Raw genomic sequence first — 26656 nt, forward strand, 5'->3', positions numbered from 1 at the left:
TAAAAATTAACTCTTTAGCTTAATTTGACGTTCAACTGCAAAACTAATCGCAATGAATAAAACGGTTAAACCCTGGATGGCGTAAACGACGGTGACTGGGACGTTGGCGCTGCGTTGCATGACGTTTGCGCCGCTGCGGAGGATACCGAAGAATACGGAAGTGAGGACGATACCGGCGAGATTACCACGACTGAGGAGAGCGATCGCGATCGCGTCAAATCCATAGCCGGGTGAAAAACGGTCGAATAGTCGATATTTCAAGCCCATGACTTCGCCTGCACCCGCTAATCCCGCTAATCCTCCAGCGAATGCCATCACAGCGATGATGGTGCGTTCTACCGACATCCCCGCGTAACGAGCGGCTGTGGGATTTTGTCCGACGGCTTCAATTTGGTATCCTAAAGGCGATCGCGTCAGTACCACCCACAATATTCCTGTAGCGAGTAATCCGATAAAAATCCCCGCATGAGCTTGAGTTTGCGGCAAAATAATCGGTAATCGGGCGGATTCTGCGATTAAAGGAGAAAAGGCACTCGGCGCACCTGGTGCCTTCAAAGGATTATTCACCAGATATCCGACAAAGTTCAGCGCCACATAATTGAGTAGCAGCGTGGTAATCACTTCATTTACACCGCGCACTGCTTTCAGATAACCCGGAATTAATCCCCAAATTCCCCCCAATAAAAATCCCCCCAGCAGCGCCAGCGGTACGTGAATTAATGCGGGTAATCCATGCAGAGACAGCCCCACCAAGGCGCTACCGAGTCCCCCCATGTATATTTGCCCTTCAGCGCCAATATTAAATAAACCCGCCTTCAACGGCACCAGCACCCCCAAACTCGCTAACAGCAACGGTGCGGTTTTTGCAATGGTATTGGCAAAGCCGTAGTAGTCTGCGAGAGATTCTTTAAAGAGAATGCCGTAGGCGGTGATGGGGTTCGCCTTTGCCAGCAAGATGAGGATAGCGCCGACGATGAGGGCGGATGCGATCGCGACAAGCGGCGATAATAGTGGCAGAAGTACAGGTTGAATCCGATTTGTTGTCATAACTGTGGGACTTCGCCAAGACTCCCACAGACTGAAGTCTGGGGCTATACAAACTAAGCCTGCCTACGCAGGCTGAGAATAATTTTTGTATTTTAGATCGCGCAGGCGGTCTTTATTTGTGTAGCTACGATTTCAGCCGTCAGGCAACAGTTGAACTTAGCAGCGATCGCTACCCTTCAAAACCCGCCGAAATACCACCAGTCATTAAATAACCAACTTGTTCCACTGTGGCAGTGGCAGCATCTAAGATATCCACGAATTGTCCTTCATACATGACGGCAATGCGATCGCTCATTGCCATAATCTCTTCTAATTCGGTAGAAATATACAAAATTGCCGCACCTCGTTCTCGTTCAGCTAATAAGCGTTGCTGCACGTATTCAGTCGCACCGACATCTAAACCGCGTGTCGGTTGCATTGCCACAATCAAAGCTGGGTTGCCAGAAAGTTCTCGTGCTAACACTACTTTTTGTTGATTACCGCCAGACAATTGGCTAACTTTAACCGATGGATTTTCAGCGCGAATATCAAAGTTTTCCATCGTCTCAGTCGCATGATGATTAATTACCTCATACTGGAGGAACCAACGGCGGCAAAATGGCAGAAACATAAAAGCTTTGAGAATGAGATTTCTGGCAATACTAAACCCCATCACCAAACCCATTTTCTGCCTATCCTCTGGAATATAAGCTGTAATTCTTCCTGTCCTCTCCCTTAAAAAGGGGGAGTTAGAGGGGGATCTCCGGATGGTTCCCGAATTAATAGCACGAAAACCCGCAATCGCATCTGCTAAATCTCGCTGTCCATTGCCATCAACCCCCGCAACTCCTAGTATTTCGCCTGCGTGGAGTTGAAAGGATATATCTTTCACAACCGGCAAATTCCGCTCATCCTGAACCTGCAACTTTTGTACTTCTAACACTACTTCACCAGAAGAACGAGCAGATTTATTTAGATGAAATAAGATTTCTCTCCCTACCATCAACCGTGCTAATTCTTGAGTGTTCGTATCTGCGGTTTTAGTTGTCGTCACTACCGCACCCCGGCGTAATACGGTGACAGTATCGCAAAGATTCATCACCTCTTCTAGCTTGTGACTGATAAAAATAATCGTATGTCCATCTTTAGCAAGTTGGCGCAAGATAGCCGCTAAAATCTTCACCTCTGGCGGCGTCAGCACCGCTGTCGGTTCATCCAATATCAGCAACTTGGCGTTGCGGTAAAGTGCCTTGAGAATCTCTACCCGTTGCTGAACTCCTACAGGTAAATCTCCTACTTTTGCGAATGGATTTAATTCTAAACCATAAGACTGAGCTAGTTGCGCGATCGCCTGCGATTTCTCTTTTATATTTAGCCGCAAATCGAAGCTGGTTCCAAGAATAATATTCTCGGTTACTGACAGTTGCGGTACCAACATAAAATGCTGGTGAATCATGCCAATTCTATGCGCGATAGCGGCACTTGCTGAAGCAATTTGCACAGGATTGCCTTGCAAGTAGATTTGACCGGAATCTGGCTGATAAAGTCCGCAAAGGATATTCATCAAAGTAGTTTTACCAGCTCCGTTCTCGCCTAGCAGAGCATGAATCGAGCCGCAACTAACGCCCAGGTTTATGTTGTTATTAGCGATAAAGGTGCCAAAGCGTTTGGTAATACCTTCAAGACGTAAATAAGTCATTTTTAATATTTTTTGCTAATTGGCTTAGCCAATATACCGTCGGGGAATTAATTCCCCAACGGGTGATAAGCGAAGAGATATCAACTGAATTAAGCTTGCTTCACACACCGAGTATCTTTTCCTCCCTCTTTACACGACTCAAATGTAACTTTCTTAGCTAATATTGCCTGCTTCGTATTAAGTGCTTTTTCTTCTACATTTTTTGGCACCATTGCCCCGAATTTACCAAGATAGAGAATCTCAGGATTTTCCAAACCAATTGTATAAATCTCACCTTTCAGATTGCCTTCCACAGCAAGATCGGCTAAGTATGCGATCGCTAAATCAATTCGCTTCACCGCACTGGTTAATACCGCCTTTGGCGCAACATCCATCTGATCTGTTGTATTGCCGAAAGCAAAAGCTCCCTTCTCAGCGGCAGTTTGCAGCACCGCAGGAGAAGCATTATCCAGCCACTGATAAACCACATCAACGCCAGAAGAAATCAGCGCTTGCGTCGCTTCCTTTGCCTTAGCTGCATCATTCCAATCGCCTGTGTAACTGGCAGCTATTTTAATATCTGGCTTAACAGACTTTGCACCTAACTCTAATCCCCGCAATTCTTCATCAGTTGCTTGAAAAGATTGAGCCGCTAGATAAGCCATTTTATTTGATTTTGTCATCAAGGCACCTATGATGCCGCACAGATAACTGGTTTGCAAATGATCGATTCGCAAAGACGCCATGTTATCGCCTTTCACCGTACCATTGACACCGACAAAGAACGTCTTCGGAAATTGCGCTGCTACCTGCTCAATTGCTGCATCAAATTGTCCCCCGTGGGCATACACTAAGTTGTAGCCACGACGCGCAAAATCTGACAAAGCTTCTGCCTGATCTGCTTGTTCCACCTTCTCAACGTGAGCAATTTCAACTCCCAGCTTTTCTTTGGCAGTTGTCACGCCTTCATAGCCAGCTTGGTTCCAAGCTTTATCTGTGATAATCCCTGGCAAAACGATGGCAACTTTTAAATCCTTACCCGTTTTAGCAGAAGTATCCCCACTAGCTGCTGTTTCTGTCGGGGTAGGACTGCTATTGCAAGCCTTCAGCAATAGACTGGTACCCAAGGTAGCTGAACCATACAGGAGAAATTTGCGCCGACTATATTCCATCATGCGATCGCCCTCAGATAGATAGTCTTAATTTTGCGCGATTCCGGGATGCGATCGCTATGCTAACGCCAGTCTATTTTTCCAACTGTTGGCTGAAAACAAAGTAACATCAAACTGAATAAACTGAAGAAGCGACAAAATTTGTCAGCAAATTCTAATCGTTAGTCTGTATAGGGTGAGATGGAATACATCAAAAAGAACAAAGAACTGTTGCGAGTGATTCTGTGTGTGTGTATCATCGGCGTCGGCATAGCGCACTTTGCCATCCCAGCACCATTTGTTAAACTCGTGCCGTCGCAACTTCCTTACCCTCTGGAACTGGTATATATCAGCGGCTTTTTTGAAATCCTGGGTGGGATTGGATTATTAGTCCCTCCCGTAAGTCATGCGGCTGCTTGGGGACTGCTGACTCTTTTTATCTTTGTTTTCCCTGCAAATATCAATATGGCAGTGAATAGTATCGACCTCAATCCTATTCCAAACTCACCTTGGTTCCAAGCAATAAGACTTCCCTTCCAAGCAGTCTTAATTGCTTGGGCTTGGTGGTATACAAGACCAAGCGATGGGGAGAAGCAAGCTTCAATTATTCCATACAAACCCAAAACTGAGTAAGCAAAATACCTGGCAATTGAAATCGCGGCTACACAAACAAAGCTACACAAACAAAGCCTGCCTCCGCAGGCTAAATTAAGTCTGCGTAGGCGGAATTGGTTTGTATAGCCCCAAACTTCCAGTTTGTGGGTAATTTGCTTTCCTAGGTTTTTTCGGATGAAAATGACCATTAAAATGATGAAAATACAAACAAGTTTGATATGAATACATCAAAAACGGTGCAACAATTACACGCCGAATTGATAACACCAGAAACTTTTCGGCGTTATGGTCAAGTAATCTCTGCAAGTGTTGACGGCAAACTTTATGATTCCGAAGAAGCGCAGTTAAACCTGCAAAATGGAATTCCCCGATTTTACATTATGCGGCTGCACCACAAAGGTCGCAAGTTTCACAAAATCACGCGCCATATCCAATGCACTCAATGTCTAGGTTCGCTGGAAGGGAAAGACTGGCTAATTGCGGTTGCGCCTCCAAATCATAATACTGACCAACCGACATTAGAAGATATTAAAGCTTTCCACATTCCAGGGAATTGCTTTATCAAGTTAGAAGTTGGAACTTGGCACGCTGGACCATATTTTGATGAGGAATTTGTAGATTTTTACAATCTTGAACTCAGCGATACAAATTTAGTCGATCATTTCACCCATTCCTTTCAGGAAAGTCATCAGCTAGAGTTTGAGATTGTCACTAATTAGGGAATTTGTCCCTTTTATCCTTCATCTAATGAACTAATACAACGCGCTATTTATTCCCCACGTTTCGCAATCCAACCACCGACGAGTAAGGCACTATAAAAGCGTTCCACCATCCCAAAACCAGCCTCTTCAAGCAGCGCAACGATCCGCTCTTCCGGCACTAAGTGGATATTTTTGGGAAGATTTTCGAGCCTCTGCTGTACCTGCTCTGGAGGAATACCTTTTTTGAGAACGAAATTCTTCAGGATTTCAAGCTTTCGTTCAACTTGACCCGAATTCCACTCCCCGTAGGAATCGACTAGCAGAAAAGTAGCACCTGGCTTGAGCCGTTGAGCGATACTGCGAAGCATTGCTAGCTTGGTTCCGTCATCTGGAAAAAAATGCATGACTAGAATCAACGTGGCGGCGTCATACAAAATATCTTCAGGTAAGTCAGACACAATGCCTTGATGCAGGCTGACGCGATCCTGGAGTCCGGCTTTCTGGATGCGATCGCTAGCAATGCTCATCATCTCCGGAGACGGATCTACTCCCAGCAGCCGCCATGAAGAATTTGCCTTACCCAGAATCTCAAGTTCTTTACCCGAACCCGAACCAGCAATTAACAGTGAGGACTCTTCCGGGAGGCGCACTTGAAGCACCGCCTGCAACAAATCGTGTATCAGCTCATATCCAGGCACCCAGAAAGGAATGTCTTTATCATAATTCCCGGCGCGTTCTCCCTCGAAAATAAATACTTGCTGATTTGTCATGTCTGCAAATTTATAAAAAACTGATAATTGCTAATTTCGGGTCATTGATAGCTGTTACTAGGAAGTAAATGGTAGATGCACTTTTCCTATCCCCAATTTTACTCCCATTCTCTATTATCATTTAGCCCCCAACTTCTCCAATCAATTTTTTTAGATAAGCGGCTGCTTCTTTGGGTGGTAGCATGACCACCTCATTTTTGCGAAGGATTTCGTACTGGTTACTTCGATAACCGTGACCCAAAATTAGCCCTAAACTGACTGCCCTATTGCCAAGTTCATTTAACTCGTTGAAGCTCATCGCTTCAACTTCCATATTCAGTTGTTTAATAATTTCCTCATCCATGTCCTCAGGTCTCCGGGTTACTATATTGATTGAACATCTCAGATTTTTCACCCATCGCTAATCCCAATTTAAGGTGCTGATGCGATACATCTGTTTTTCCTTGCTTCTCTTGGGGGTCAGGCGGAGCTTGATATAGCTTATCAAAATGGAAATAGGATAACCAAATCGCTGACGCAAGCGATCGCATCTGGGTGAAGCTAGTATTTTGTAGCCTCCTTACTCCCCCACACATCTCAGCTTTCATCCATTCTAGCTTTTGTCTAGTTCTACTTTTTCTTTTTCACATCTTTCTAAAGGAATAGTTTTTACGAGACATTTTAAGCTTCTTTTTAGAAAAATCTAACATTTTTTTAATAAAATCATTATCAATTCTCAGCTAAAAATCATTTGTCAGCCAAATTTTATTATAAAAATTAGCTTAATCTTTAAGAGTCAGCTTCCATATCTGTGTTATTGAGGTAGGTTATGGAGAATGAATCAGTACAAAGCCCCTCCAGTTCAAAGATAAAACGGATTTTTGGTTTTTTTCTAGTTGCTGCTATGATCGCTGCCCTCATCTTTGCAGCTAAATATTTTAATGTCCAGGAACAGTTGAAGAGCGCTTTGGCGTGGATTGACAGCCTGGGATTTTGGGCACCAGTGACTTTTATGGTCATCTACATCCTAGCCACCGTACTCTTCATTCCCGGCTCCATCCTCACCTTGGGAGCGGGTGTGGTTTTCGGCATATTTTTAGGTTCAATTTACGTCTTCATCGGAGCTACTTTAGGAGCCGCTGCTGCATTCCTTGTGGGGCGTTATTTGGCTCGCGGCTGGGTTTCCAAGCAAATAGAAAAAAATCCCAAATTTAAAGCCATCGACCAAGCTGTTGCCAAGGAAGGATTCAAAATTGTTCTTTTAACTCGACTTTCACCTATCTTTCCCTTCAACCTTTTAAACTACTCTTTTGGAATCACCCAAGTTTCCCTGAAAGATTATTTTTTAGCCTCTATCGGCATGATTCCCGGAACGATTATGTATGTTTATATCGGTTCTTTAGCTGGTAGTATTGCCACCCTTGGAGCAGTACAGCCCAAAAATCCTGAAACTGAAATAGCCCAATGGGTAATTCGTGTGCTTGGATTTATTGCCACTGTTGCTGTGACGATTTATGTTACGCGCATCGCTCGAAAAGCATTAGAAGAAAGCGTTAATCAGGAGGAATTATAATGCCACAGCTAGGAGTTGATCGGGTGATTGTGTCGCCAATGGATGTCTATAACCAAACTTTGATAGCTCACGTACATCCTCCCGATTGGGTGAATCCCGAACCTGCACCTCGTTACAATTTGGTTGTAATTGGAGCCGGTACTGCGGGGCTGGTGACAGCGGCAGGTGCAGCCGGGTTAGGCGCTAAAGTCGCGTTAGTTGAAAAGCATTTGATGGGTGGAGATTGCCTCAATGTGGGTTGCGTTCCCTCGAAATGCATGATTCGCTCTTCTCGTGTTGTTGCAGATATTCGGGATGCAGAGAGATTTGGTGTTCGCATTCCTGAAGGTACTGAAGTTGATTTTTCTGCCGTAATGGAGCGACTGCGGCGAATTCGTGCCGGGATTAGTCATCACGATTCTGCCGAAAGATTTCAAAAGTTGGGTATCGATGTATTTTTGGGAGATGCTCGGTTTTCTAGTTCTGACACTATCGAAGTCGCGGGAAAGAAGTTACGTTTTAAAAAAGCAGTTATTGCTACAGGTGCGCGTGCAGCTAATCTCCCGATTGAAGGGTTACAAGAGGCAGGTTATCTCACTTACGAAACCGTATTTTCCCTCACAGAACGACCAAACCGACTAGCAGTAATTGGCGGTGGCCCTATCGGCTGCGAACTGGCTCAGGCGTTCCAGCGGCTTGGTTCAGAAGTGGTGCTGTTACATAAAAATGCCCATATTCTTGACAAAGAGGATGCTGATGCAGCCGAAATTGTGCAACAGGCGTTTATTCAGGAGGGGATTAAGTTAATATTGCAGTCCAAAATTAAGCGAGTTGAAACAAGCAGCGCAGGAAAAGTTATTTATTACGAAGCGAATGGAAAAGAAGCTTCAGTAACAGTTGATGAAATCCTAGCCGGAGTTGGGAGAGCGCCTAATGTTGAAGGCTTAAATCTTGAGACGGTAGGCGTACAATATGACACCAAAAAAGGGGTAATTGTCAATGACAAGCTTCAGACAACAAACCCTCGCATTTATGCTGCTGGTGATATCTGTATGGAATGGAGATTCACCCATGCTGCTGATGCCGCTGCCCGGATTGTTATTCAGAATAGTTTGTTTTTTGGGCGCAAAAAACTTAGTACGCTGACAATGCCTTGGTGTACCTACACTGCTCCAGAAATTGCCCATGTGGGGATGTACGAGAAAGAGGCGTTGGAAAAAGGAATTGAGGTGGATTCTTACTTCATTCCATTGAGTGAGGTGGATCGCGCGATCGCAGACGGCGAAGAAGAAGGATTTGCTAAAATTCACGTCAAGAAAGGCACCGATAAAATTTTAGGTGCAACCATTGTGGCGAGACACGCAGGTGACATGATTAGCGAAGTCACCTTGGCGATGGTAGGAAATGTTGGCTTGAAAACACTTGCCACGGTTATTCACCCCTATCCCACGCAAGCCGAAGCGATTCGCAAGGCAGCAGATGCTTATAACCGTACTCGGCTAACGCCGTTTGTGAAGAAGTTATTTTCTAATTGGTTGGCTTGGACGAGATAGCTGTTAATTTCACGTTCAAGTGCAAATTTCCCATGTAGGAGTCGATTTAGGTTTCGACGGCAAATGCTTCTGGGTCAACGTCCCAGTTTACCCAGCGAATCGCTTCTCTGGCAAAGGTAAGGGTGGGTGGAACGCGCAGGACGTGAAGGTGGTTCGTGCTGGGACAGGTCATTTTCAGCAGATGGATGGGTTCGACATCAATATCTGCATTAATTTTGAGCAGGGTGTATTCGCGCCAGGTATCGATTGTTTGCGTTGCCAACTCCTGACAAATGCGATCGCAACCAATCTGCTGAATCAACACTCGCCGGACTTCCGCATTGGGTTCTGTCAGCAGCCATTCGGCTTGCCACTGGTTCAGGTGTGTCCAGTAGCGACGAGGAAGCTTAACATGAAAACAATAAACCGTCAGTTCTGGATTGGGATGGTTGGCTAACAGCGATAAATCTTGAATGGAATTGTCACTCAGATTGAGATATGTCAAGGAATGTAGTTGCCCGATCTCTGGTGGCAGGGATGCGAACTGGTTGGAACTCAGATAGAGTTTTGTCAAAGAATGTAGTTGCCCAATTTCTGCTGGCAGGGATGCCAGTTGGTTGAAGCTCAGATTGAGATATGTCAAGGAATGCAGTTGCCCGATCTCTGGTGGCAGGGATGCGAACTGGTTGTCACCCAAATCTAGCTCTCTCAAGGAATGCAGTTGCCCAATTTTTTCTGGTAGGGATGCAAGCTGGTTGCCTTCCAGATAGAGATATGTCAAGGAATGCAATTGCCCAATTTCTGCTGGCAAGGATGCCAGTTGGTTGTACTTCAAATCGAGATATGTCAAAGAATGCAGTTGCCCAATTTTTGCTGGTAGGGATGCAAGCTGGTTTAAGCTCAGATTGAGATATGTCAAAGAATGCAGTTGCCCAATTTCTGCTGGCAAGGATGCAAGCTGGTTTAAGCTCAGATTGAGATATGTCAAAGAATGTAGTTGCCCAATCTCTGCTGGCAAGGATGCAAGCTGGTTTAAGCTCAGATTGAGATATGTCAAAGAATGTAGTTGCCCAATCTCTGCTGGCAAGGATGCCAGTTGGTTGCCACTCAGATTGAGTTTTGTCAAAGAATGCAATTGCCCAATTTCTGCTGGTAGAGATGCGAGCTGTTTGCCTCCCAGAGAGAGTTCTGTTTCATCTAAAGAATTTAGAATTAGCTGTCGAACTTCTTCCATCTGCGACATCATTTCATCCTTTACCTAAGCGGCGTTGGATAGGCTCAATTGGGTCGCCTATAACTGAAGCTGCGCCAATACTTCAGCAATTCGTGTCTCTATACACCTATCACCGGCTTAATTCCAACTAAGTCTCCACAGCAGACGCTTCCTGAAAAATCTAATTACTACTTGCCGGTGTCTCACCCGCAATTCGCTTCGCTTCTTCCAAGAGATAATCAAAAAACGTGCGAGCGACAACGGAGAGTTGTTTGCCAGCCGGATAAGCGATATACCAATGACGGCTAATGGGAAAACCCTCCACATCAAGGATAGTGAGTTCGCTGCTGACACCATCCAGCCCTAGCGTGTGGCGAGATAAGACAGAGATCCCTAAGCCACCTGCGATCGCTTGCTTGATCGCTTCATTACTCCCCAACTCCAACCGGACTTTCACCGCAACCTCATGCCGCTCGAATAAATTTTGCACCGATGAGCGCGTCCCCGATCCTGCCTCGCGCATAATAAACGGCTCACCCGTCAGACTAGAGAGAGGGATATTTTTTTGCTGAGCCAGTGGATGATTGATAGGTGCCAACACCACCAACGGGTTTTCTAGAAACGGGTGGCAGCGGATATCCAGATGATCTGGTATTTGGCTCAGAATATACAAATCGTCTAGATTCTCGCTCATACGGCTCAGAATCCGCTCGTGATTCGTCACCTGGAGGGCGATATCAATTCCCGGATAACGCTGGCAAAATGGCCCTAATAAACGCGGGATAAAATACTTCGTGGTTGTAATCACACTCAGCCGCAAATTTCCCTGTTTCAGCCCTTTCATTTCAGCCAGAGTCATCTCAAATTGAGCTAATCGCTCGAAGACTTCCCGGCACGTTACCATCAGTTCGCGTCCGGCGTCTGTAAGATAAAGGCGCTTGCCCACCTGCTCAAACAGCGGTGTCCCAACCGCCTTGGTGAGTTGCTTCACCTGCATAGAGACAGTAGGCTGGGTGAGAAATAGTTCTTCTGCCGCACGGGTAAAGCTCCCGTGGCGAGCAACCACCTCAAACACCTTCAACTGGTGTAGCGTTGCCTGCTTCAAACGCCCTTCTCCTGCCAGTTATAGATAAAACTCTATTGTACCTATCGCAAATAATACCTTTTATCCATGAAGATTCAAGGTTATGATTGAATCACTGAACAAAGTAACAGTCTTCCTTCCTAAAGGCGTTGTACATTTACTTGATGCTTGGTTTGGGAAGTTATCATTCATTTTCATCCTGTGTTTTGCAGGCTGATTTCCCCCAAACATCAGAGTCATAAATGTGCAACGCTTTCCCTATGGCTGAAATTTTCAGCCTCTCTATTGAGTGCTACATTCACAATCTAAGATTTAAATTATTCTTGAACCTGAATCGGTAACTTGGCTAAATCTGGCAATTCCACCAGCTGTTTTTCCTGTTCCTTGATAGCGACTGGCAATTTCAGGGGTTGGGGTTTCTCCTCTATCCAACAAGCCGCCGCAGGCAGGCATTGCTCCAGGTCGTCCAACGGTCGAGGAATCACCATTAAAGAATTAAATTCCCCAATCCTCTCGGCTTCTTGCATCCCCGCTTCGACAGCCACGGCGACATCTGCCACGGAACCCCGAATAATCGCGGTACATAAACCACCGCCAATCGTTTCGTAGGAAGACAGATACACTTCTGCTGCTTTGAGCATGGCGTCACAAGCTCCAACCATCGCCGGAAAGCCCCGCGTTTCTAATAAACCAACTGCTTGATTGCTGAGACGGCTGTAACCGTTGTTATCGGTAAGTTGGGATAAGTGTTTACCAAGCGGAAAAATGACTTCCAAATTTGGCAGGGGGCGAGGAATCACCGAAGAGGAAATATACTGACCAAACTGTTCGGCAGTCTGGGCACCCGCTTCGACGGCTAAACGGACATCGGCAATGCCACCTCGGACAATCGCAGTACAGTAACCACTACCAATTTTCTCAAACCCGATGAGCGTTACCCCAGCGGACTTTAGCATCATATCGGCACAGCCGATGATCGCAGGGAAACTCTGAGTCGAAACCATGCCCAAAGCAGTGTCTTTAAAGCTTTTGGATTGACTTTGCCGCTCAAATCGAGCCAGTCCTGGCTGTTGTACCTCCACCGATGACCTCCCAGAGAAACTATTCTTGCGCCTAACTTTAGTATGCCCACAGTCACAGATTAGTTGATAATTGCTAGTGCTGATAACTGCCAAAAGTCAAAACTATGAACTTTGAGTGTCTTTGGGGGGGTGGTTGGCGGATTTATAGTGAGGAAACAAAGTCGTCAGCAGCCGATTGAGGTTCGCTTGTCCATAGACTGGAGTCCCAGCGGTTGGAGATGACGGCGTTAGCTCATTCGGGGTGTCTTCGCTGCTGGATGTGGAGAGAGTAGAAGCGATCGCTTGCCCATTTTGAGTTTCCTCGCCAGTGGATGCTGCGGGGACGTCCTCTTGGTTGACTTGCGGATCTAAAACAGCCTCGCTGGAAGCGGCAGTTGGGGTGTCAGCAGTTGGAGTATCGGCAATTTGACGAGTGTTATCTCCGAACAGAGAACCCGGTGGCACGACTTGCCAAGACTCCACGTTACTGTTAAAAACCGTCGTCGTGGAACCGATGCAGGCATTCGCACCAATCTTGCTTTTGCCGACGACAAGGACGCCAGCTCCCAATACTGCCCCTGTTTCCACTTCTATGGTGCCTTCGTAGGCATGAAGAATAGTTCCCATGCCGATGCAGACACCCGCAGCAATGATAATTTTACTGTCTGGAGCTGCTTGCAGGATCGCTCCCGGAGCGATCGCAGCACCGTCATCAATGCTTACATCCCCTTTCACATAAACTTGAGAGTTGCCAAGTGGCGGCAGTAGCGGCAAGTGCATGGGGCTAGAAAGTAAGGAGTGGCGAAATAACTTTTGGCTGAAGGAACAAGAATTGAATTTTTCTTTTTTACCCTTCATCCCTGCTAAAGGATGAAGAATGAAAAATTTCATTCTTCATCCTTACATTCTTCATCCTTGTTCTAGCGGCTACCGCTCTTCGCTGGCTGTTGAATCAGCAACGGTTTGTTGACGCGACGCTTGGCTTTGGGGTCAATTCCAAAGAAGCGCACGTACTCTCCGGCGTGGCTAGCCATGCAAGCTTCCAAAGCAGCGATCGCTTCTACTTCCCGATTTGTTTCAATCGGAGAGCAAGTGTGCCAAGAACTGGTGCGGAAGCGGCGCTCATCGGCGTGTTCCGTGCCAATCTTGTAGCCTTGAGCCAATATATTTCGCACCTGCTCAATCGCTTCTGAATTTAACAGAGAACTGTTTTCAATCTGCGGAGCGCTGGCTGTTGAACTATAGGCTGTTGAACTATTGGCTGGGGCAGTTTTGGCACCCTTCGCCGTAGGTGCGCCGTCGGGACGTTGGATAATTTGCTCTAGCACCCGTCGCTTGGCTTTGGAGTCGATGCCAATCAAGCGCACGTATTCCCCTGGGTGTTCGGCTACGATTGCTTCTAAAGCTGCGATCGCTTCCGAGGCTGACCGAGCTTCGATTGCTTTCCCACTCGTCCAGGAACTGGTGCGGAAGCGGCGTTCGTTCGCATATTCGGTACTAATCTTGTAGCCTTGATTCAGCAGGCTTTGCACTTGTTGTGCCAAGTCACCGCTAAAAGAGGCACTCGTCGAAGCTGGTGTAGCTGCACGGCGATCGCGCCCACCTTGGTTGGGTTGACTCATCTCATCCCGAATAGGTGTAATACACGCAGTATCTCCAGCACACAGATAGCCAGCTCTTAGTGCCTCATTAATCCCAACTACATGACGGCTAAAGTCGGTATCTTGTGCTTGCACATCCGATAGGCGGTCAGCTTGCTGCTGATTGGTAATCACCGCTCCCGAAGGGACATACTTTCCTGGAGGAATCTCTACATCCTGAATCAAGGCGTGCATCATCACAATGCAGCCTTTGCCCACCCTAGCGTTAAATACCGTAGAGCGGAAGCCAATAAAGCAATTATCCCCGACATAAGCGGGGCCGTGAATCAAAGACATATGGGTTAAGGAAGCATTCTTCCCGACCCACACCGAGTATTCCTGATTGTCATCCCCAACGACTCGACCTTGTTCCAAACCGTGAACCACGACACCATCTTGGATATTCGTGCCTTCGCCGATGTAGAATGGCGCTCCTTCATCGGCTCGGATCGAAGTTCCCGGTGCAATTAACACCTGAGGGCCAATCCGCACATCTCCAATAATGTTGGAAAAAGAATGCACGTAAGCGCTTGCGTCAATCTTCGGTTCCGCCAAACTTTTTGACCAAGGGGTCGGGGGAGCCGCAAAGCTGCGGGCTGCCATATCTCTAAACCTCACTAACTGAACAAAGTAACTAACGATATTGTTCTTTCTTGCTGTACAGGAGGCGATTGTCTACACTGACCGTGTCAATAATCGCCACCACCATCGCATCGAGAGGACGCTTTTCGCTGCCATCTACAATCCGGGCAGCACTCCCACGGCTAACCAGAACCCACTCATCTATACCAGCGCCTACCTGATCGCCAGCTACCTCGTATTGGGGTAGGATCTGCCCCTCTTCATCAATAAATTGCAACAGCAATAGCTTGACGCCTCGAAGGCCAGGCTCTTTATGGGTGCTAACAACCGTGCCACGAACTTTGGCAATTTGCATGATCGGTAATTGGGGAAAAAAGGAAACAAGGTAATTGGTAATTGGGAAAAAGGTCTTTTCCCATTACCGATGACCCATTACCCCTTACCCATGACCTAATCTTACGGCCTATTGAAAGGACGAATGCCACTAACACTTTCCCGGAATTGTTCAACAGCTTCCGTGTAACGAATGGGCAGAACGTACTCCAGGTTCTCGTGGGGACGCGCAATAATGTGAGTGGACAGTACTTGACCGCCATTCACTCGCTTTACGGAATCAACGCCCGCCGATACAGAAGCCTGTACTTCCGAGACATCTCCCCGAACGATCACGGTGACGCGACCGCTGCCAATTTTTTCATAACCCACTAGCGTGACGCGGGCAGCTTTTACCATCGCATCCGCAGCTTCCACAACGGCAGGAAAGCCTAGTGTTTCAATCATTCCAACTGCAATTGCCATCAGTTCTTCCTTCGCTTAATTTAAGTGTTTTGACTTGAAAATTTGGACTTTTCGGGGTTTCGAGTTGAGACGCGACCTAAAAATATCTAAGGGAACACCGCCACCGGAGCGCTGCTGGCGTCTTCACCCTCCTTACGTCCGGAACTGTTCGACAACTTCCGTGTATCGAATCGGTAGCACATACTCCAGGTTCTCATGAGGACGCGCAATGATGTGAGTGGACAGAACTTCTCCGCCATTCACGCGCTTGGCTGCATCCACTCCGGCGGATACTGACGCCTGCACCTCAGACACATCCCCCCGAACAATTACCGTTACCCGGGCACTGCCAATTTTTTCATAGCCTACCAGTGTAACTCGAGCCGCTTTAACCATCGCATCCGCAGCTTCTACAATCGCTGGAAAGCCCTTGGTCTCAATCATTCCAACCGCAATTGGCATTTATTATCTCCTACCTAGTGGGACCTACACTCGCCTTAATTTGTACTTCTTGTAAAATTTGGACGAGGACACCCATTCTTTCATCTCAAGAACTATCGCTTAGCCTCGCATCATTAAGCATAGAGAAGCGAGGCTTACTTGACAATATAAACTATTATGATATTTTTATATTAAAGAGTTTAAGAAAACTTAACGGTCGTCAAAATGGCGTTTCTGTTCAATAAAAGCTTATCCGTTTCTGGAATGCTTCCTTATGTTTTATAATTTCTTTATTACTTTTGAATAGTCTACAGGATTATCTCCTGTAAACCGCACTGGGGGGGATTTTCAAAAAAAAATAAAGACTTTCCTAGGGCTTAGTCCGTGTCAAAATTAGACACTAATAAGCTAAAGCTTTTCAAGGTATAAATTTTTCAAATTTGCTTTATAAACACAGGTATAGTAGGTAAACATACCGATGTTTTTAATAGCTATGAGGAGAGTTCAAGATGAGTATAAATAATTTTTGGAGTTCTCAAGTGTTAATTTACAGCAAAAAAACGTCATACTGAAAAAAAAATAAACCTATTAATCTGACGTTTACAAGCTCGCCATAGTTTGCCTGGGAACTACTTCCGAGTGCCTCTTGGTGAGCAAGTCGATTGATGAAGAAAATAGCAAGGGCTTTCCTAATATGACAGAGTTTCTCACCCAGACAAGTTGGTGGGTGCCTTTCTATGGATTACTGGGGGCAGTTCTTACCCTGCCGTGGTCAACTGGATTTATTCGTCGGACAGGCCCACGCCCAGCAGCTTACTTTAACCTGTTGATGACTATCTTGGCGTTTGTACACGGCACGATTGTCTTCAGAAGTACCTGGAACCAAGAGCCGATAAAGCTTGTATTCCATTGGCTACAGGTGGCAGATTTAGATCTGACCGTTGCTTTGGATATCTCAGCCGTGAGTGTTGGGGCAATGGAGCTAGTGACGGGCTTAAGCCTCCTAGCGCAACTGTTTGCCTTGGGGTATATGGAGAAAGACTGGGCATTAGCTCGCTTCTTTGCCTTGATGGGATTTTTTGAAGGGGCGATGAGTGGCTTAGCCATTAGCGACTCTTTGTTTCTCACCTATGCCTTGTTGGAAGTGCTGACCCTTTCCACTTATTTACTGGTAGGGTTCTGGTATGCTCAGCCGCTAGTGGTGACAGCCGCGCGAGATGCCTTCCTAACCAAGCGGGTGGGAGACATCTTGCTATTGATGGGGGTGGTAGCGCTATCAACTGTAGCAGGAACCTTGGATTTTCCCGATTTATATGAGTGGGCGGAAACGGCTACCTTATCGCCATTAACATCCACGTTATTAGGATTGGCATTGATTGCTGGGCCGGTGGGAAAATGTGCCCAATTCCCGCTGCATCTTTGGCTAGATGAGGCGATGGAAGGGCCTAACCCGGCTTCAATCTTGCGAAACTCGGTCGTGGTGGCTTGTGGTGCTTATGTGCTGATTAAACTCCAGCCAATCTTAATCCTTTCCCCGGTGGCTTCGGCGACCTTGGTGGCGATTGGCACAATGACGGCGATTGGTGCTTCGTTGGTGGCGATCGCGCAAATTGATATTAAACGAGCTTTATCCCATTCCACCAGCGCTTACTTGGGTTTGGTGTTTATCGCCGTCGGGTTGCAATGGACGGGTTTCGCCCTGATGTTGCTGTTTGCCCACGCGATCGCCAAAGCGTTATTGTTCATGAGTATCGGTTCCATCATCATCACCACCAACAACCAAAACCTTACGGAAATGGGCGGTCTCTGGTCGCGGATGCCAGCGACCACCACTGCCTTTTTGGTCGGCAGCGCTGGATTAGTCGGACTCTTACCATTGGGAGGCTTTTGGGCACTGCGCCTGGGGATTGATGACTTTTTCACAAACCAACCCTGGCTGGTAGCAGTCTTGCTCTTAGTTAACTGCCTGACCGCCGTAAATTTAACTCGCGTGTTTCGTCTGGTTTTCTTAGGCGAACCCCAGGCAAAAACTCGCAGGGCACCAGAGGTTCCTTGGCCGATGGCTGTGCCGATGGTGTCTTTGATCGTAGTCACACTGCTCGTCCCTGTGATGATGCAGCGCTTGTCACTGCTGCCTGATTGGGAATATCTCAACCAACAAGCGTTGCTGCTACTGGTGATTTCCGGCTTAATTGGCACAGTTCTAGGAAGCGTGATTTATCTACCCAGAACTTGGTCTAGATCCGTTCGGATTCCCTTCAGATTTCTGCAAGACTTGTTCGCCTACGACTTTTATATTGACCGACTTTACCGCGTGAGTGTGGTTTTTGCAGTTGACCGACTTTCGCGGTTAAATGCTTGGATCGATCGCTATGTAGTAGATGGATTCGTTAACTTGGTTGGCGTTGCCACAATTTTCAGCGGGCAAAGCTTAAAGTACAACGCTACAGGTCAGTCCCAGTTTTATTTACTCACCATCCTCGTAGGATTAAGCGTTTTAAGCATTCTCATACTCTGGCCCATTTTAAGTGTTTTGAGTTCCGAGTTGTCCTTAGGTAATTGGTAAGAGGGAATGGGTAATGGAATCCCCAATCCATTCCCTCTTACCCTTACGACCAACTACCAACTACCCATTAAAAATTACCCGTTCCCTAGTATGCTCAGTGCTTTGATTTGGTTGCCGGTAATAGGCGCTGCGATAATCGGGTTTCTGCCCGGAACCATGAACCCGCAAGTCCCCCGGAAAGTGGCTCTGGCTGTTATTAGTGGTGTCTTTATCTGGTCTATTTTCCTAGTGAGCCAGTTTCAATATACAGAGGGACTGTTACAGTTTTCTGAGTTTATCCCTTGGATTGACACCTTAGGATTGACCTACCATCTCGGTGTGGATGGCTTGTCTTTGCCTTTGCTCGTTTTAAATAGTCTTTTAACAGGAATAGCGCTTTACAGCACGAATGACTCTATTCAGAGACCTCGGTTCTATTACGCTCTAATTTTATTGTTGAATGGGGCTGTCTCTGGTGCCTTTTTAGCGCAGGATTTGCTGTTGTTTTTCCTCTTTTATGAGGTAGAACTGATTCCGCTGTATCTGTTGATTGCTATCTGGGGAGGACAACGGCGAGGCTACGCAGCCACAAAGTTTCTTATTTATACGGCAGTCTCTGGAATTCTAATTTTGGCATCTTTCTTTGGGTTAGTGCTACTCAGTGGTGCCTCGACGTTTGAATTTGAAAAATTGTATGCCCTGTCCCTACCCTTGGGAACACAATTTCTGCTGTTGGCAGGAATTTTGGTAGGCTTTGGCATCAAAATTCCTTTAGTTCCCTTCCACACCTGGTTGCCGGATGCTCACGTAGAAGCCTCAACGCCCGTTTCCGTCCTGTTGGCTGGTGTGTTGTTGAAGTTAGGAACCTATGGGTTACTGCGGTTTGGATTGGGTTTGTTCCCTGAAGCGTGGGCGGTTGTGGCACCTTGGTTGGCGACTTGGGCGGTCGTGAGCGCGTTGTATGGTGCATTCAATGCGATCGCTCAAAAAGATATGAAAAAAATGGTGGCTTATAGCTCCATTGCTCACATGAGTTACATCCTATTAGCCGCCGCCGCCGCCACCCCCCTAAGCCTGATGGGAGCCGTCTTCCAAATGATTGCCCACGGCTTAATTTCATCGCTCCTGTTTCTGGTGGTAGGTGTCGTTTACAACAAGACAGGCACCCGCGATATAGAAACTCTCAAGGGTTTGCTCAATCCAGAGCGCGGCTTGCCCCTAATTGGTAGCTTGATGATAGTCGGGGTCATGGCAAGTTCCGGGATTCCCGGCATGGTAGGTTTTATTTCAGAATTTTTGGTATTCCGGGGCAGTTTCCCCGTGTTTCCGGTTCAAACCCTCCTGTGTCTGGTGGGAACAGGTTTAACCGCCGTGTACTTTTTGCTTTTGGTTAACCGCGCCTTTTTCGGACGCCTGTCTGAAAAAGCTATGAATTTGCCACCCGTCCAGTGGAGCGATCGCTACCCGGCGATGCTTTTAGCAGTTCTGATTGTCATCCTGGGAATACAGCCTAACTGGATGGTGCGTTGGAGTGAATCCACGATGACAGCCATGCTCAACCGATCGAGTATGGTCGCGGAAGTTTCTCCGATTGCTAAATCGGTGGATATCAAAACCGAATAGACCGAATACCCCAACCTTCTTCCCGACCAGGGAAGCGGGAAAATGACTCCTCTCCCCTCTTAGGGAAGGAGTCGGGGGAGTCAATCAGCAGGCAGTTCTGAAAATATTTCCTCTTTTAATTTTTTCATACACATTTTACGGTTACGAATAAGTCTCATGCCAAGCACCGCTTTAAAATTCTCAAATCACCCTCTAGCCGCGTATATTAACCGGCTGCAATCTGGAAAAGCTTTACTTGAGGATACGCCAGAGAATGTATTAGAAGTTGTCGGCATTCTCAAAAGCTATGGAATCGTCCTGGATGCTTATTATAAAAATCTCCTCTACATTGCCGATCATCAATTCTTAGTGCTGTTTCCCTTCTTTAAATACTTCAATGGCGAGATTACTTTTAAGAAGTTGCTGCGCCATTGGTGGCACGACCGGATTAATTATGAGTACGCCGAGTACGTGATGAAGGTGATGCTATGGCACGGTGGCGGTAGTATGGATGCTTACTTAGATTCACCGGAGTTCTACCAGCACGCGAGAACCGCAATCGAAGCCAAAATTAAAACAAACTTGCCCATTAGAGGTCTGGACAAACTGTTTCCAGAGTTTTTGCTCGAACAAGTCCGTCAGCAAGTTTATTACAGCGCTCTCGGTCAATTCTGGGAGGTGATGAGCGAAATGTTTCTCACCTTATCTGACCGCTATGACCGAGGAGAAATCAAATCAATCCCTGATGTGGTAGAACATATCCTGGCGGGTTTGGTCGCGGCGGCGGCTTCGCCAATTACTTACTCAGTAAAAATTCAAGACAAGGTTTATGACATCATTCCCAAATCAGCCGGGTTAACCTTTTTACCTGATGTCGCTGTGCCCTATGTGGAAACGATTTTCTTTAGAGGGACGCCTTTCTTAGGAACGGTTTCCTATAATGCCCAGGCTCAGCAAATTTCTCCCGATCAAAGTAGATTTGAATACGGCGCTCTCTATGCCGATCCACTGCCGGTTGGCGGTGCTGGAATTCCACCGACGCAACTGATGCAAGATATGCGTCATTTTATACCCGAATATTTATACGAGTTATACCGTCGCAGCCTTCGGGGAGAAGATGATTTGCGGGTGCAAATTTGCATCAGTTTCCAAAAGTCGATGTTTTGCGTGACGACTGCCGCAATTTTGGGACTGGCACCCCACCCCATTGACACCACCGATCCCTCTGAGCAAGCAGCGAATCAAGCTTATTTAGCGAAATGGATGGATCGGTTTATCACCTCGCGCTTAAATGACGTGAATGGTTAAAGAGTCGATTACTGGTTAATGTTGATTTGAGAAGTAGGGGCATGGTAGTTTCATGCCCTTACAGATCGTTAAAACACAATCGACGCAGCACTCAATTCACTCTTCATTTTTGAAAACTTGTGTCGCGAGCAAAGCTAAGGCAACGGTACTAGCAATTGCACCCAACTGGAGAGCCGGATTCTTAGCCAGCCAGTCAGTAACGCTCGGTATCACCAGATTGCTAAAATCTCCATCCACTCTAGTATCGTCGGGGACAGGCTCATAAAGGTTGTTGCGATCATCAGGGGACTTCGGCTCGTTGGTGCGTTGAGCTTGGAAGCCAACGAGCAGCAACAAAGAATCCACCAGTTCCGGCGATAGCCGCTGTAGCGCATCTAGCGCTCTAGCAGCATCCCCAACCAAGAAGTCACGAGTTGGATGTTCAGCGACGTAGAGGATCGCGTCAGCGACCAGCCTGGGGTCATAGTAGGGCGGTATCCCTGACGGCTTCACGCCTAGCTTGGTGAGACCATTGTTCCAGAAGGGTGTATTGATCACCGCTGGTTTCACACTCGTCACGCTGATGGGAATACCCTCATGTTGCAGCTCAACGCGCATCGCTTCGAGGAATCCTTCGATCCCATGCTTTGCTGCGGAGTATGCACTTTGGTAAGGGAGACTTCGCAAGCCCTCCATTGAAGAGATGTGGATTAGCGCCCCCTGTCTCTCTCGCTTGAGATGGGGTAGCGCCGCCATTGCACCATATACCTGCCCCATCAAGCTAACATCAATGACGCGCTTAAACTCTTCTGGTGTGGTGTTGTCGAAGGTGGCAAAGATGCCGACAGCAGGGAGGTGTACCCAGGTATCGAGCCGCCCGTAGACTTCGACGGTACGGTCTGCGATCGCTTTGACCTGCTCAAATACAGACACATCAGCTACCACAGGCGTTGCTTCACCACCAGAGAGACGAATTTCGTCCACCAAGGACGCTAGCTTTGACTCACTACGAGCCGAGACAACTAACTTTGCCCCACGACGAGCAAACTCAAGGGCTGTCTCGCGCCCGATGCCGCTACTCGCCCCAACGACGGCAACAACCTGCTGATTGATTGGTTTTAGTTGCATTAATGCTACTCCTTAAAGTTTTTATGCAAAAAAATTCACCTTAAAGGTAAAGCTTTTCTAGAACGTTTGGTTTAATTGGAATCTACAAAATCAACTTTTCAATAATTACATCATACTAAGCAATAGAGAAACAAACATTGTACTTAAGCAGAGTTAAAAGCGCTCTGGATATTGTAAAAATCAAAAATTAGGATCTTGCCTGATTCCTCATCAGTTAAAAGGGGCATATTGTAAGCCGCGAGCGCTTGCTCAATCTACTGATAACTATTCAGACAAATTTATGTGCTTCTAAGCAGAATAATTACTATGCCTTCACTCAACTTCTACCCAAAGCATGGTTTAGCATTAAGCTACGAAGTGCCCGTAGATACATAGAGCTTTAAATTCACGATGAATAAAGTTTTTTATTTGCAGGAATAATAAATTTTCATCCTATTTGTGGATTTTGCTAGTCTCATCTTTAGATATGTTGCATTTATAGGTATTCGCAGGATTCACATAAAGCATTATGGCTGATAAAACTAGGAAAGCAGACAACGAAGGCAATACACGCAAACAAGGAAATCTTTCAGATATACCCATTGAAGATACTGACCTAGTTTCAGATATACCCGTAGAAGATACTGGCGAACCAATTATTTCAGATTTACCCCAGGCAATTACTGAATCCTTGGGAACGGGTGTTGCCCAAGAGCCAGGACTAGAAATTGGTGGGCGAACCATGCGCGATCGCATGGAGCAGTACACATCGGCTGGCCCAGAACTAACCGGAGGAGATATTGATGCTCGTTGGGATCAGGCGGAAGCGGTTGGTGACGAAGCAGTAGGGGGAACTGTTGCGACTCCCGATCAGAATGTTGTTGACGAACTCGGAGTTGCTGTAGGGCTTGATTATGACGACGGGGTATCTCTTCAGACAAACGAGATTTTGGAGTCACGCGACGCTGGTCGATGGGAGTTAGACCCCATGTCTGCGGAAGATTATCCGGAGCATTGAGTATTGTGTGGAGCGCGATCGCATTTTCAGTGAGATTCCAGTAAACCCTTGCAATCAGGGAACTCCCAGAAAAAAATTATCAATCTAGATTAATCCTAACTAAGAGCAGTTTATGGCAACCCCAGATCCCGACACCAGACCAATAGAAGACCTAGAAATCACTGGAAACATTGATACACCAGATACACCATCGATGCCAGCTCCAGATGCCTATGTTAATTTAGGCGATTCGGCAAGCAACCCGCTAATTATTTCGCCACTGTCGGAAGAAGCAGAAGCAACGGACTACCAGGAAGAGACTGAAGATGCCGAACGCTCAACAGCAGCTAGTGAGGGAGAGTGACTTCTGTTGGCAGGGTTCGCAGGGCGATCGCTCCGAGTACAACAACACTTGCGATCGCACCCCACTTGAGAGCGGGATTTTTATCCAGCCAATCGGTAACGCTCGGTATCGCTAAGTTGCTAAAATCTCCCTTAACCCTGTTATTGGCTGGGATAGATTCATAAAGATTGTTTGGCGCATCGTCTGACTTAGGCTCGTCGGTGCGCTGGAGTTTGAAGGCAACCCGCTCCAATATGGCATCTACCAGTCCAGGCGAAATCCGTTGAAGGAAATCTAGGGTTCTAGCCGCATCCCCAACCAGGAAGTCACGAGTTGGATGTTCAGCAACGTAGAGAACCGCGTCAGCGACCAAGCTGGGTTCGTAGAAAGGCGGTAGGCTGGCTGGCTTCACACCTAGCCTGGTGAGCGCATTGTTGTACAGAGGTGTGTTGACGGCGGCGGGTTTGACACTCGTGACGCTGATGGGGATTTTCTCATGTTGCAGTTCGACGCGCAGGGCTTCGATGAATCCCTCCATACCGTGCTTTGCGGTGCAGTAGGAACTCTGAAGCGGGAGACTTCGCCTGCCCAAGACGGAAGAGAGATGGATCAGCGCCCCTCGCCCCTCACGCTTGAGATGGGGAAGCGCCGCCATCGCACCGTATGCCTGCCCGACCAATCCGACATCAATAACGCGCTTAAACTCTTCGGGTGTTGTCTTATCGAAGGCGGCATAGACGGCAATCGCGGGGCAATGTACCCAGGTATCGAGTCGTCCGTACACCTCTACAGTACGGTCTGCGATCGCTTTCACCTGCTCGAATACCGTCACATCGGCGACGATAGCAGTTGCCTCACCGCCGAAGCTTTTAATCTCGTCCACCAAGGACGCTAGCTTTGACTCACTGCGAGCAGAAACGACCACCTTTGCCCCTTTCTTGGCAAATTGGAGGGCTGTTTCCCGCCCGATGCCGCTGCTCGCTCCCACGACTGCAACGACCTGCTGATTGATTGGCTTCAGTTGCATCAATGCTACTCCTTAAAGTCCTCATTAAAAATTCTTCACCCCTGGAGGTGAAGTCAATCTACAAACGTTTGATTTAATTGAAATCTACGAATTCAACTTTTACCCAATAAATAAGCCAGAGCCAGCGTGCCTACATCAGCCGCAGGGTTGACAGTTTTCTAAGCACCAACTCCAGCGAGAAACTGGCTCAACTCAGCACTGAAAATTTCCGGGCGTTCGACATGGGGTAAGTGACCGCAATCGGGGATTAAGGCGAGGTGTCCTTGCTTGAGGCGGCTAACCGCGTCGTGAGCTTGCTCTTTTGGAAGAACCAAATCCTCCGTCCCCCACACGACTAGAGTCGGCATCGGTAACTCTCCTAGAGAGTCGAGAAACACTTGATGCTGTCCAAATACATTCAGCTGGGCGCGCAGCGAGGTCAGAGTAGCTTGAAGAAAACCGGGCATCTGAGACATTCGCTCTTGCTCTGCTATCCACACCGCGGGAGCCTGCGCGGGGTGGGCGAAGAACAGTGTCGCCCGTAACCAAGACCGCATTTTAGCGCCAGGAGGCGTTTGGCACCCAACGATCGCTACATCCCCGTACCCAGGTAAAGTTAACTGGGACAGTAACGGGGTGACAGCGTAACCAAGCCCGGAACTATCTACCAGCACCAAAGCTGCGACTTGTTCGGGACGGGATAGGGCAAAGCGTAACGCAACTTGACCGCCTAGGGAGTTGCCCACTAGCACCGCCCGCTCAATTCCCAGCGCGTCCAGAAAATCGACCAAGAACTGCTTAAGAAACTCTGGCGTGTACTCAAGGGATGGTTTGGCACTATCACCAAAACCGGGAAAGTCCGGCGCATAGACGCGATAGGTAGCTCCCAGGTTGGGAAGCACCCAAGACCAATCAAGAGCGCTGGCACTATCTCCATGTAGCAGCACTAACGGTAGACCATCATCGCCTGCTTTAAAGTACCGAATGCTTAAACCGCTCACATTGATTCGCCGCTCTTCAACCTCTGTTTTCACGCTTGGCTCCAATCCCATCTAAATAATGAAGTTTAATTATTAGTGTTGAATGTTCATTCAACCCAATGCGATCGCTATCGCCCTTAAGTGTGATGAGCGCCGTTGACTCTCACAACTTCGCCAGTGACGTAGCTGCTTGCGCTCGGTGAAAGCAGGAATGCAACTGCCCAAGCAACTTCCTCCGGTTTACCGAAGCGACGAAGCGGAATCTCGGACACAATGCGCTCTTTCACCTTATCTGGCACCGACTTAACCATATCAGTCTCAATAAATCCCGGTGATACAGCGTTGACTCGTACCCCATAACGAGCCGCCTCTAAAGCGAGGGACTTGGTTAAACCAATCACAGCCGCCTTGGTTGCGGCATAGTTAGTTTGACCGATGTTTCCCCGTTCACCCGAAATCGAGCTGATGCAAACCACAGAGCCTTCTTTCCGCTCGTACATTTTGGGGATAACGGGCATCAAGGTGTTGTAAACGCCTTTCAAGTTAGTGTTAATTACGGCATCCCAGTCTTCGGTTGTCAATTTGGGAAAAAAGTTGTCTTGGGTAATCCCAGCATTCGCCACAATCCCGTAAATTGACCCTAGTTTCTGTTCAACCTGTTCTGCTACTGCCGTCATCGCTGCTTTGTCGGTTACATCAGCTTGAATTGCGATCGCTCCATGCTGACCATTGGTAGCGCTGCGCTGGGTGTAAGCTACCTTAGCTCCCAGCTCCTCCAAGAGACTGACGATAGCGGCTCCTATCCCTCGATTACCACCCGTTACCAAGACGACTTTATCTTCCAGTCCCAAAGACACCATGAGCCACTTTCACCCCTATTTCTATTACTGATTCCAGTGTCTTCGCCGCTTAGCGCCAATATTTGCAGTTGTAGGTTGGGAGGATGGATTTATTAACGCCCAATTTCCTACGTAGGGGCATGGCAAT

At 47.3% G+C, this 26656-nt stretch carries 25 protein-coding genes and 1 pseudogene; 9 read left to right on the forward strand and 17 right to left on the reverse strand.

The window, feature by feature from the left end; translation table 11 throughout:
- Nucleotides 1-6 precede the first annotated feature (6 nt).
- The 3 genes from NDA06_RS12970 to NDA06_RS12980 form a co-directional block, all read right to left on the reverse strand.
- Nucleotides 7-1047: an ABC transporter permease gene (locus NDA06_RS12970; RefSeq protein ID WP_190985835.1), complete on the reverse strand. Its 1041-nt coding sequence runs from the start codon at nt 1045-1047 to the stop codon at nt 7-9.
- A gap of 169 nt (nt 1048-1216) precedes the next feature.
- The gene (locus NDA06_RS12975) at nt 1217-2725 is read right to left on the reverse strand and encodes an ABC transporter ATP-binding protein (protein ID WP_190985836.1); all 1509 of its coding nucleotides are present in this window, start codon (nt 2723-2725) and stop codon (nt 1217-1219) included.
- Between the two features lie 89 nt (nt 2726-2814).
- Nucleotides 2815-3879, reverse strand: coding sequence for a BMP family protein (locus NDA06_RS12980; protein WP_190985837.1), 1065 nt, complete (start codon nt 3877-3879; stop codon nt 2815-2817).
- A 186-nt stretch (nt 3880-4065) separates the two neighbouring features.
- Between NDA06_RS12980 and NDA06_RS12985 the strand changes: the two genes are divergently transcribed.
- A complete protein-coding gene (locus NDA06_RS12985; RefSeq protein WP_190412286.1) occupies nt 4066-4488 on the forward strand; it encodes a DoxX family protein in 423 nt (140 codons plus the stop codon).
- Between the two features lie 200 nt (nt 4489-4688).
- Complete coding sequence (locus NDA06_RS12990; RefSeq protein WP_190985838.1) at nt 4689-5189, forward strand: ureidoglycolate lyase; 501 nt, start codon at nt 4689-4691, stop codon at nt 5187-5189.
- A 50-nt stretch (nt 5190-5239) separates the two neighbouring features.
- On the opposite strand, the gene NDA06_RS12995 is transcribed toward NDA06_RS12990, so the two are convergent.
- Both NDA06_RS12995 and NDA06_RS13000 read right to left on the reverse strand, forming a co-directional pair.
- A complete protein-coding gene (locus NDA06_RS12995) occupies nt 5240-5941 on the reverse strand; it encodes a class I SAM-dependent methyltransferase (protein ID WP_190985839.1) in 702 nt (233 codons plus the stop codon).
- A gap of 121 nt (nt 5942-6062) precedes the next feature.
- Nucleotides 6063-6284, reverse strand: a complete 222-nt coding sequence (locus NDA06_RS13000; protein ID WP_190436149.1) for a hypothetical protein — start codon at nt 6282-6284, stop codon at nt 6063-6065.
- 540 nt (nt 6285-6824) lie between these two features.
- Between NDA06_RS13000 and NDA06_RS13005 the strand changes: the two genes are divergently transcribed.
- Together NDA06_RS13005 and NDA06_RS13010 are read left to right on the forward strand one after the other, a co-directional pair.
- Nucleotides 6825-7493: a TVP38/TMEM64 family protein gene (locus NDA06_RS13005; protein ID WP_347277029.1), complete on the forward strand. Its 669-nt coding sequence runs from the start codon at nt 6825-6827 to the stop codon at nt 7491-7493.
- Nucleotides 7493-9025 carry a mercuric reductase gene (locus NDA06_RS13010; RefSeq protein WP_190682879.1) on the forward strand — a complete coding sequence of 511 codons (1533 nt, stop codon included), beginning with the start codon at nt 7493-7495 and terminating at the stop codon, nt 9023-9025. The genes NDA06_RS13005 and NDA06_RS13010 overlap by 1 nt, the downstream gene beginning before the upstream one ends.
- 46 nt (nt 9026-9071) lie before the next feature.
- Here NDA06_RS13010 and NDA06_RS13015 read toward each other — a convergent pair whose 3' ends face one another.
- The 8 genes and pseudogenes from NDA06_RS13015 to NDA06_RS13050 form a co-directional block, all read right to left on the reverse strand.
- A complete protein-coding gene (locus NDA06_RS13015) occupies nt 9072-10250 on the reverse strand; it encodes a leucine-rich repeat domain-containing protein (RefSeq protein ID WP_190985840.1) in 1179 nt (392 codons plus the stop codon).
- 148 nt (nt 10251-10398) lie between these two features.
- Nucleotides 10399-11322 (reverse strand): LysR family transcriptional regulator, encoded by a 924-nt coding sequence (locus NDA06_RS13020; RefSeq protein WP_190412145.1) that lies wholly within the window; start codon nt 11320-11322, stop codon nt 10399-10401.
- Between the two features lie 296 nt (nt 11323-11618).
- Nucleotides 11619-12383, reverse strand: a complete 765-nt coding sequence (locus tag NDA06_RS13025) for a BMC domain-containing protein (protein WP_347275941.1) — start codon at nt 12381-12383, stop codon at nt 11619-11621.
- 102 nt (nt 12384-12485) lie between these two features.
- Complete coding sequence (locus NDA06_RS13030) at nt 12486-13253, reverse strand: carbon dioxide concentrating mechanism protein (protein ID WP_242047456.1); 768 nt, start codon at nt 13251-13253, stop codon at nt 12486-12488.
- Nucleotides 13254-13303: 50 nt separating this feature from the next.
- Nucleotides 13304-14605 (reverse strand): annotated as a pseudogene (locus NDA06_RS13035) (ribulose bisphosphate carboxylase small subunit); the annotation flags it as partial.
- A gap of 31 nt (nt 14606-14636) precedes the next feature.
- Nucleotides 14637-14939, reverse strand: a complete 303-nt coding sequence (locus NDA06_RS13040; RefSeq protein ID WP_190412143.1) for a EutN/CcmL family microcompartment protein — start codon at nt 14937-14939, stop codon at nt 14637-14639.
- A gap of 101 nt (nt 14940-15040) precedes the next feature.
- Nucleotides 15041-15382: a BMC domain-containing protein gene (locus tag NDA06_RS13045; RefSeq protein WP_190412142.1), complete on the reverse strand. Its 342-nt coding sequence runs from the start codon at nt 15380-15382 to the stop codon at nt 15041-15043.
- Between the two features lie 132 nt (nt 15383-15514).
- Nucleotides 15515-15823, reverse strand: a complete 309-nt coding sequence (locus NDA06_RS13050) for a carbon dioxide-concentrating mechanism protein CcmK (RefSeq protein ID WP_190412141.1) — start codon at nt 15821-15823, stop codon at nt 15515-15517.
- A gap of 673 nt (nt 15824-16496) precedes the next feature.
- On the opposite strand from NDA06_RS13050, the gene NDA06_RS13055 reads away from it, so the two are divergent.
- From NDA06_RS13055 to NDA06_RS13065, 3 genes are all read left to right on the forward strand, one after another.
- The gene (locus NDA06_RS13055) at nt 16497-18368 is read left to right on the forward strand and encodes an NAD(P)H-quinone oxidoreductase subunit F (protein WP_190436600.1); all 1872 of its coding nucleotides are present in this window, start codon (nt 16497-16499) and stop codon (nt 18366-18368) included.
- A 90-nt stretch (nt 18369-18458) separates the two neighbouring features.
- Nucleotides 18459-19970, forward strand: coding sequence for an NADH-quinone oxidoreductase subunit M (locus tag NDA06_RS13060; RefSeq protein ID WP_190412282.1), 1512 nt, complete (start codon nt 18459-18461; stop codon nt 19968-19970).
- Between the two features lie 156 nt (nt 19971-20126).
- Nucleotides 20127-21257, forward strand: a complete 1131-nt coding sequence (locus NDA06_RS13065) for a CO2 hydration protein (RefSeq protein WP_190528613.1) — start codon at nt 20127-20129, stop codon at nt 21255-21257.
- A 96-nt stretch (nt 21258-21353) separates the two neighbouring features.
- Here NDA06_RS13065 and NDA06_RS13070 read toward each other — a convergent pair whose 3' ends face one another.
- Entirely contained in the window at nt 21354-22364 is a 1011-nt protein-coding gene (locus tag NDA06_RS13070; protein WP_190985842.1) for an SDR family oxidoreductase, read from the reverse strand.
- Between the two features lie 508 nt (nt 22365-22872).
- On the opposite strand from NDA06_RS13070, the gene NDA06_RS13075 reads away from it, so the two are divergent.
- Nucleotides 22873-23361: a DUF6335 family protein gene (locus NDA06_RS13075; RefSeq protein WP_190426083.1), complete on the forward strand. Its 489-nt coding sequence runs from the start codon at nt 22873-22875 to the stop codon at nt 23359-23361.
- A gap of 112 nt (nt 23362-23473) precedes the next feature.
- Nucleotides 23474-23704, forward strand: coding sequence for a hypothetical protein (locus NDA06_RS13080; RefSeq protein ID WP_190985843.1), 231 nt, complete (start codon nt 23474-23476; stop codon nt 23702-23704).
- Here NDA06_RS13080 and NDA06_RS13085 read toward each other — a convergent pair.
- From NDA06_RS13085 to phaB, 3 genes are all read right to left on the reverse strand, one after another.
- On the reverse strand, nt 23688-24710 hold the full coding sequence (locus NDA06_RS13085; RefSeq protein WP_190985844.1) for an SDR family oxidoreductase: 1023 nt from the start codon (nt 24708-24710) through the stop codon (nt 23688-23690). The genes NDA06_RS13080 and NDA06_RS13085 overlap by 17 nt on opposite strands.
- Nucleotides 24711-24868: 158 nt before the next feature.
- On the reverse strand, nt 24869-25723 hold the full coding sequence (locus NDA06_RS13090) for an alpha/beta fold hydrolase (RefSeq protein ID WP_347277028.1): 855 nt from the start codon (nt 25721-25723) through the stop codon (nt 24869-24871).
- Between the two features lie 83 nt (nt 25724-25806).
- Nucleotides 25807-26529 carry an acetoacetyl-CoA reductase PhaB gene (phaB, locus tag NDA06_RS13095; protein WP_190985846.1) on the reverse strand — a complete coding sequence of 241 codons (723 nt, stop codon included), beginning with the start codon at nt 26527-26529 and terminating at the stop codon, nt 25807-25809.
- Nucleotides 26530-26656: the final 127 nt, after the last annotated feature.

Origin of the sequence: Trichocoleus sp. ST-U1, from assembly GCF_039961835.1 — a bacterium.
Lineage (GTDB): Bacteria > Cyanobacteriota > Cyanobacteriia > Cyanobacteriales > FACHB-T130 > FACHB-T130.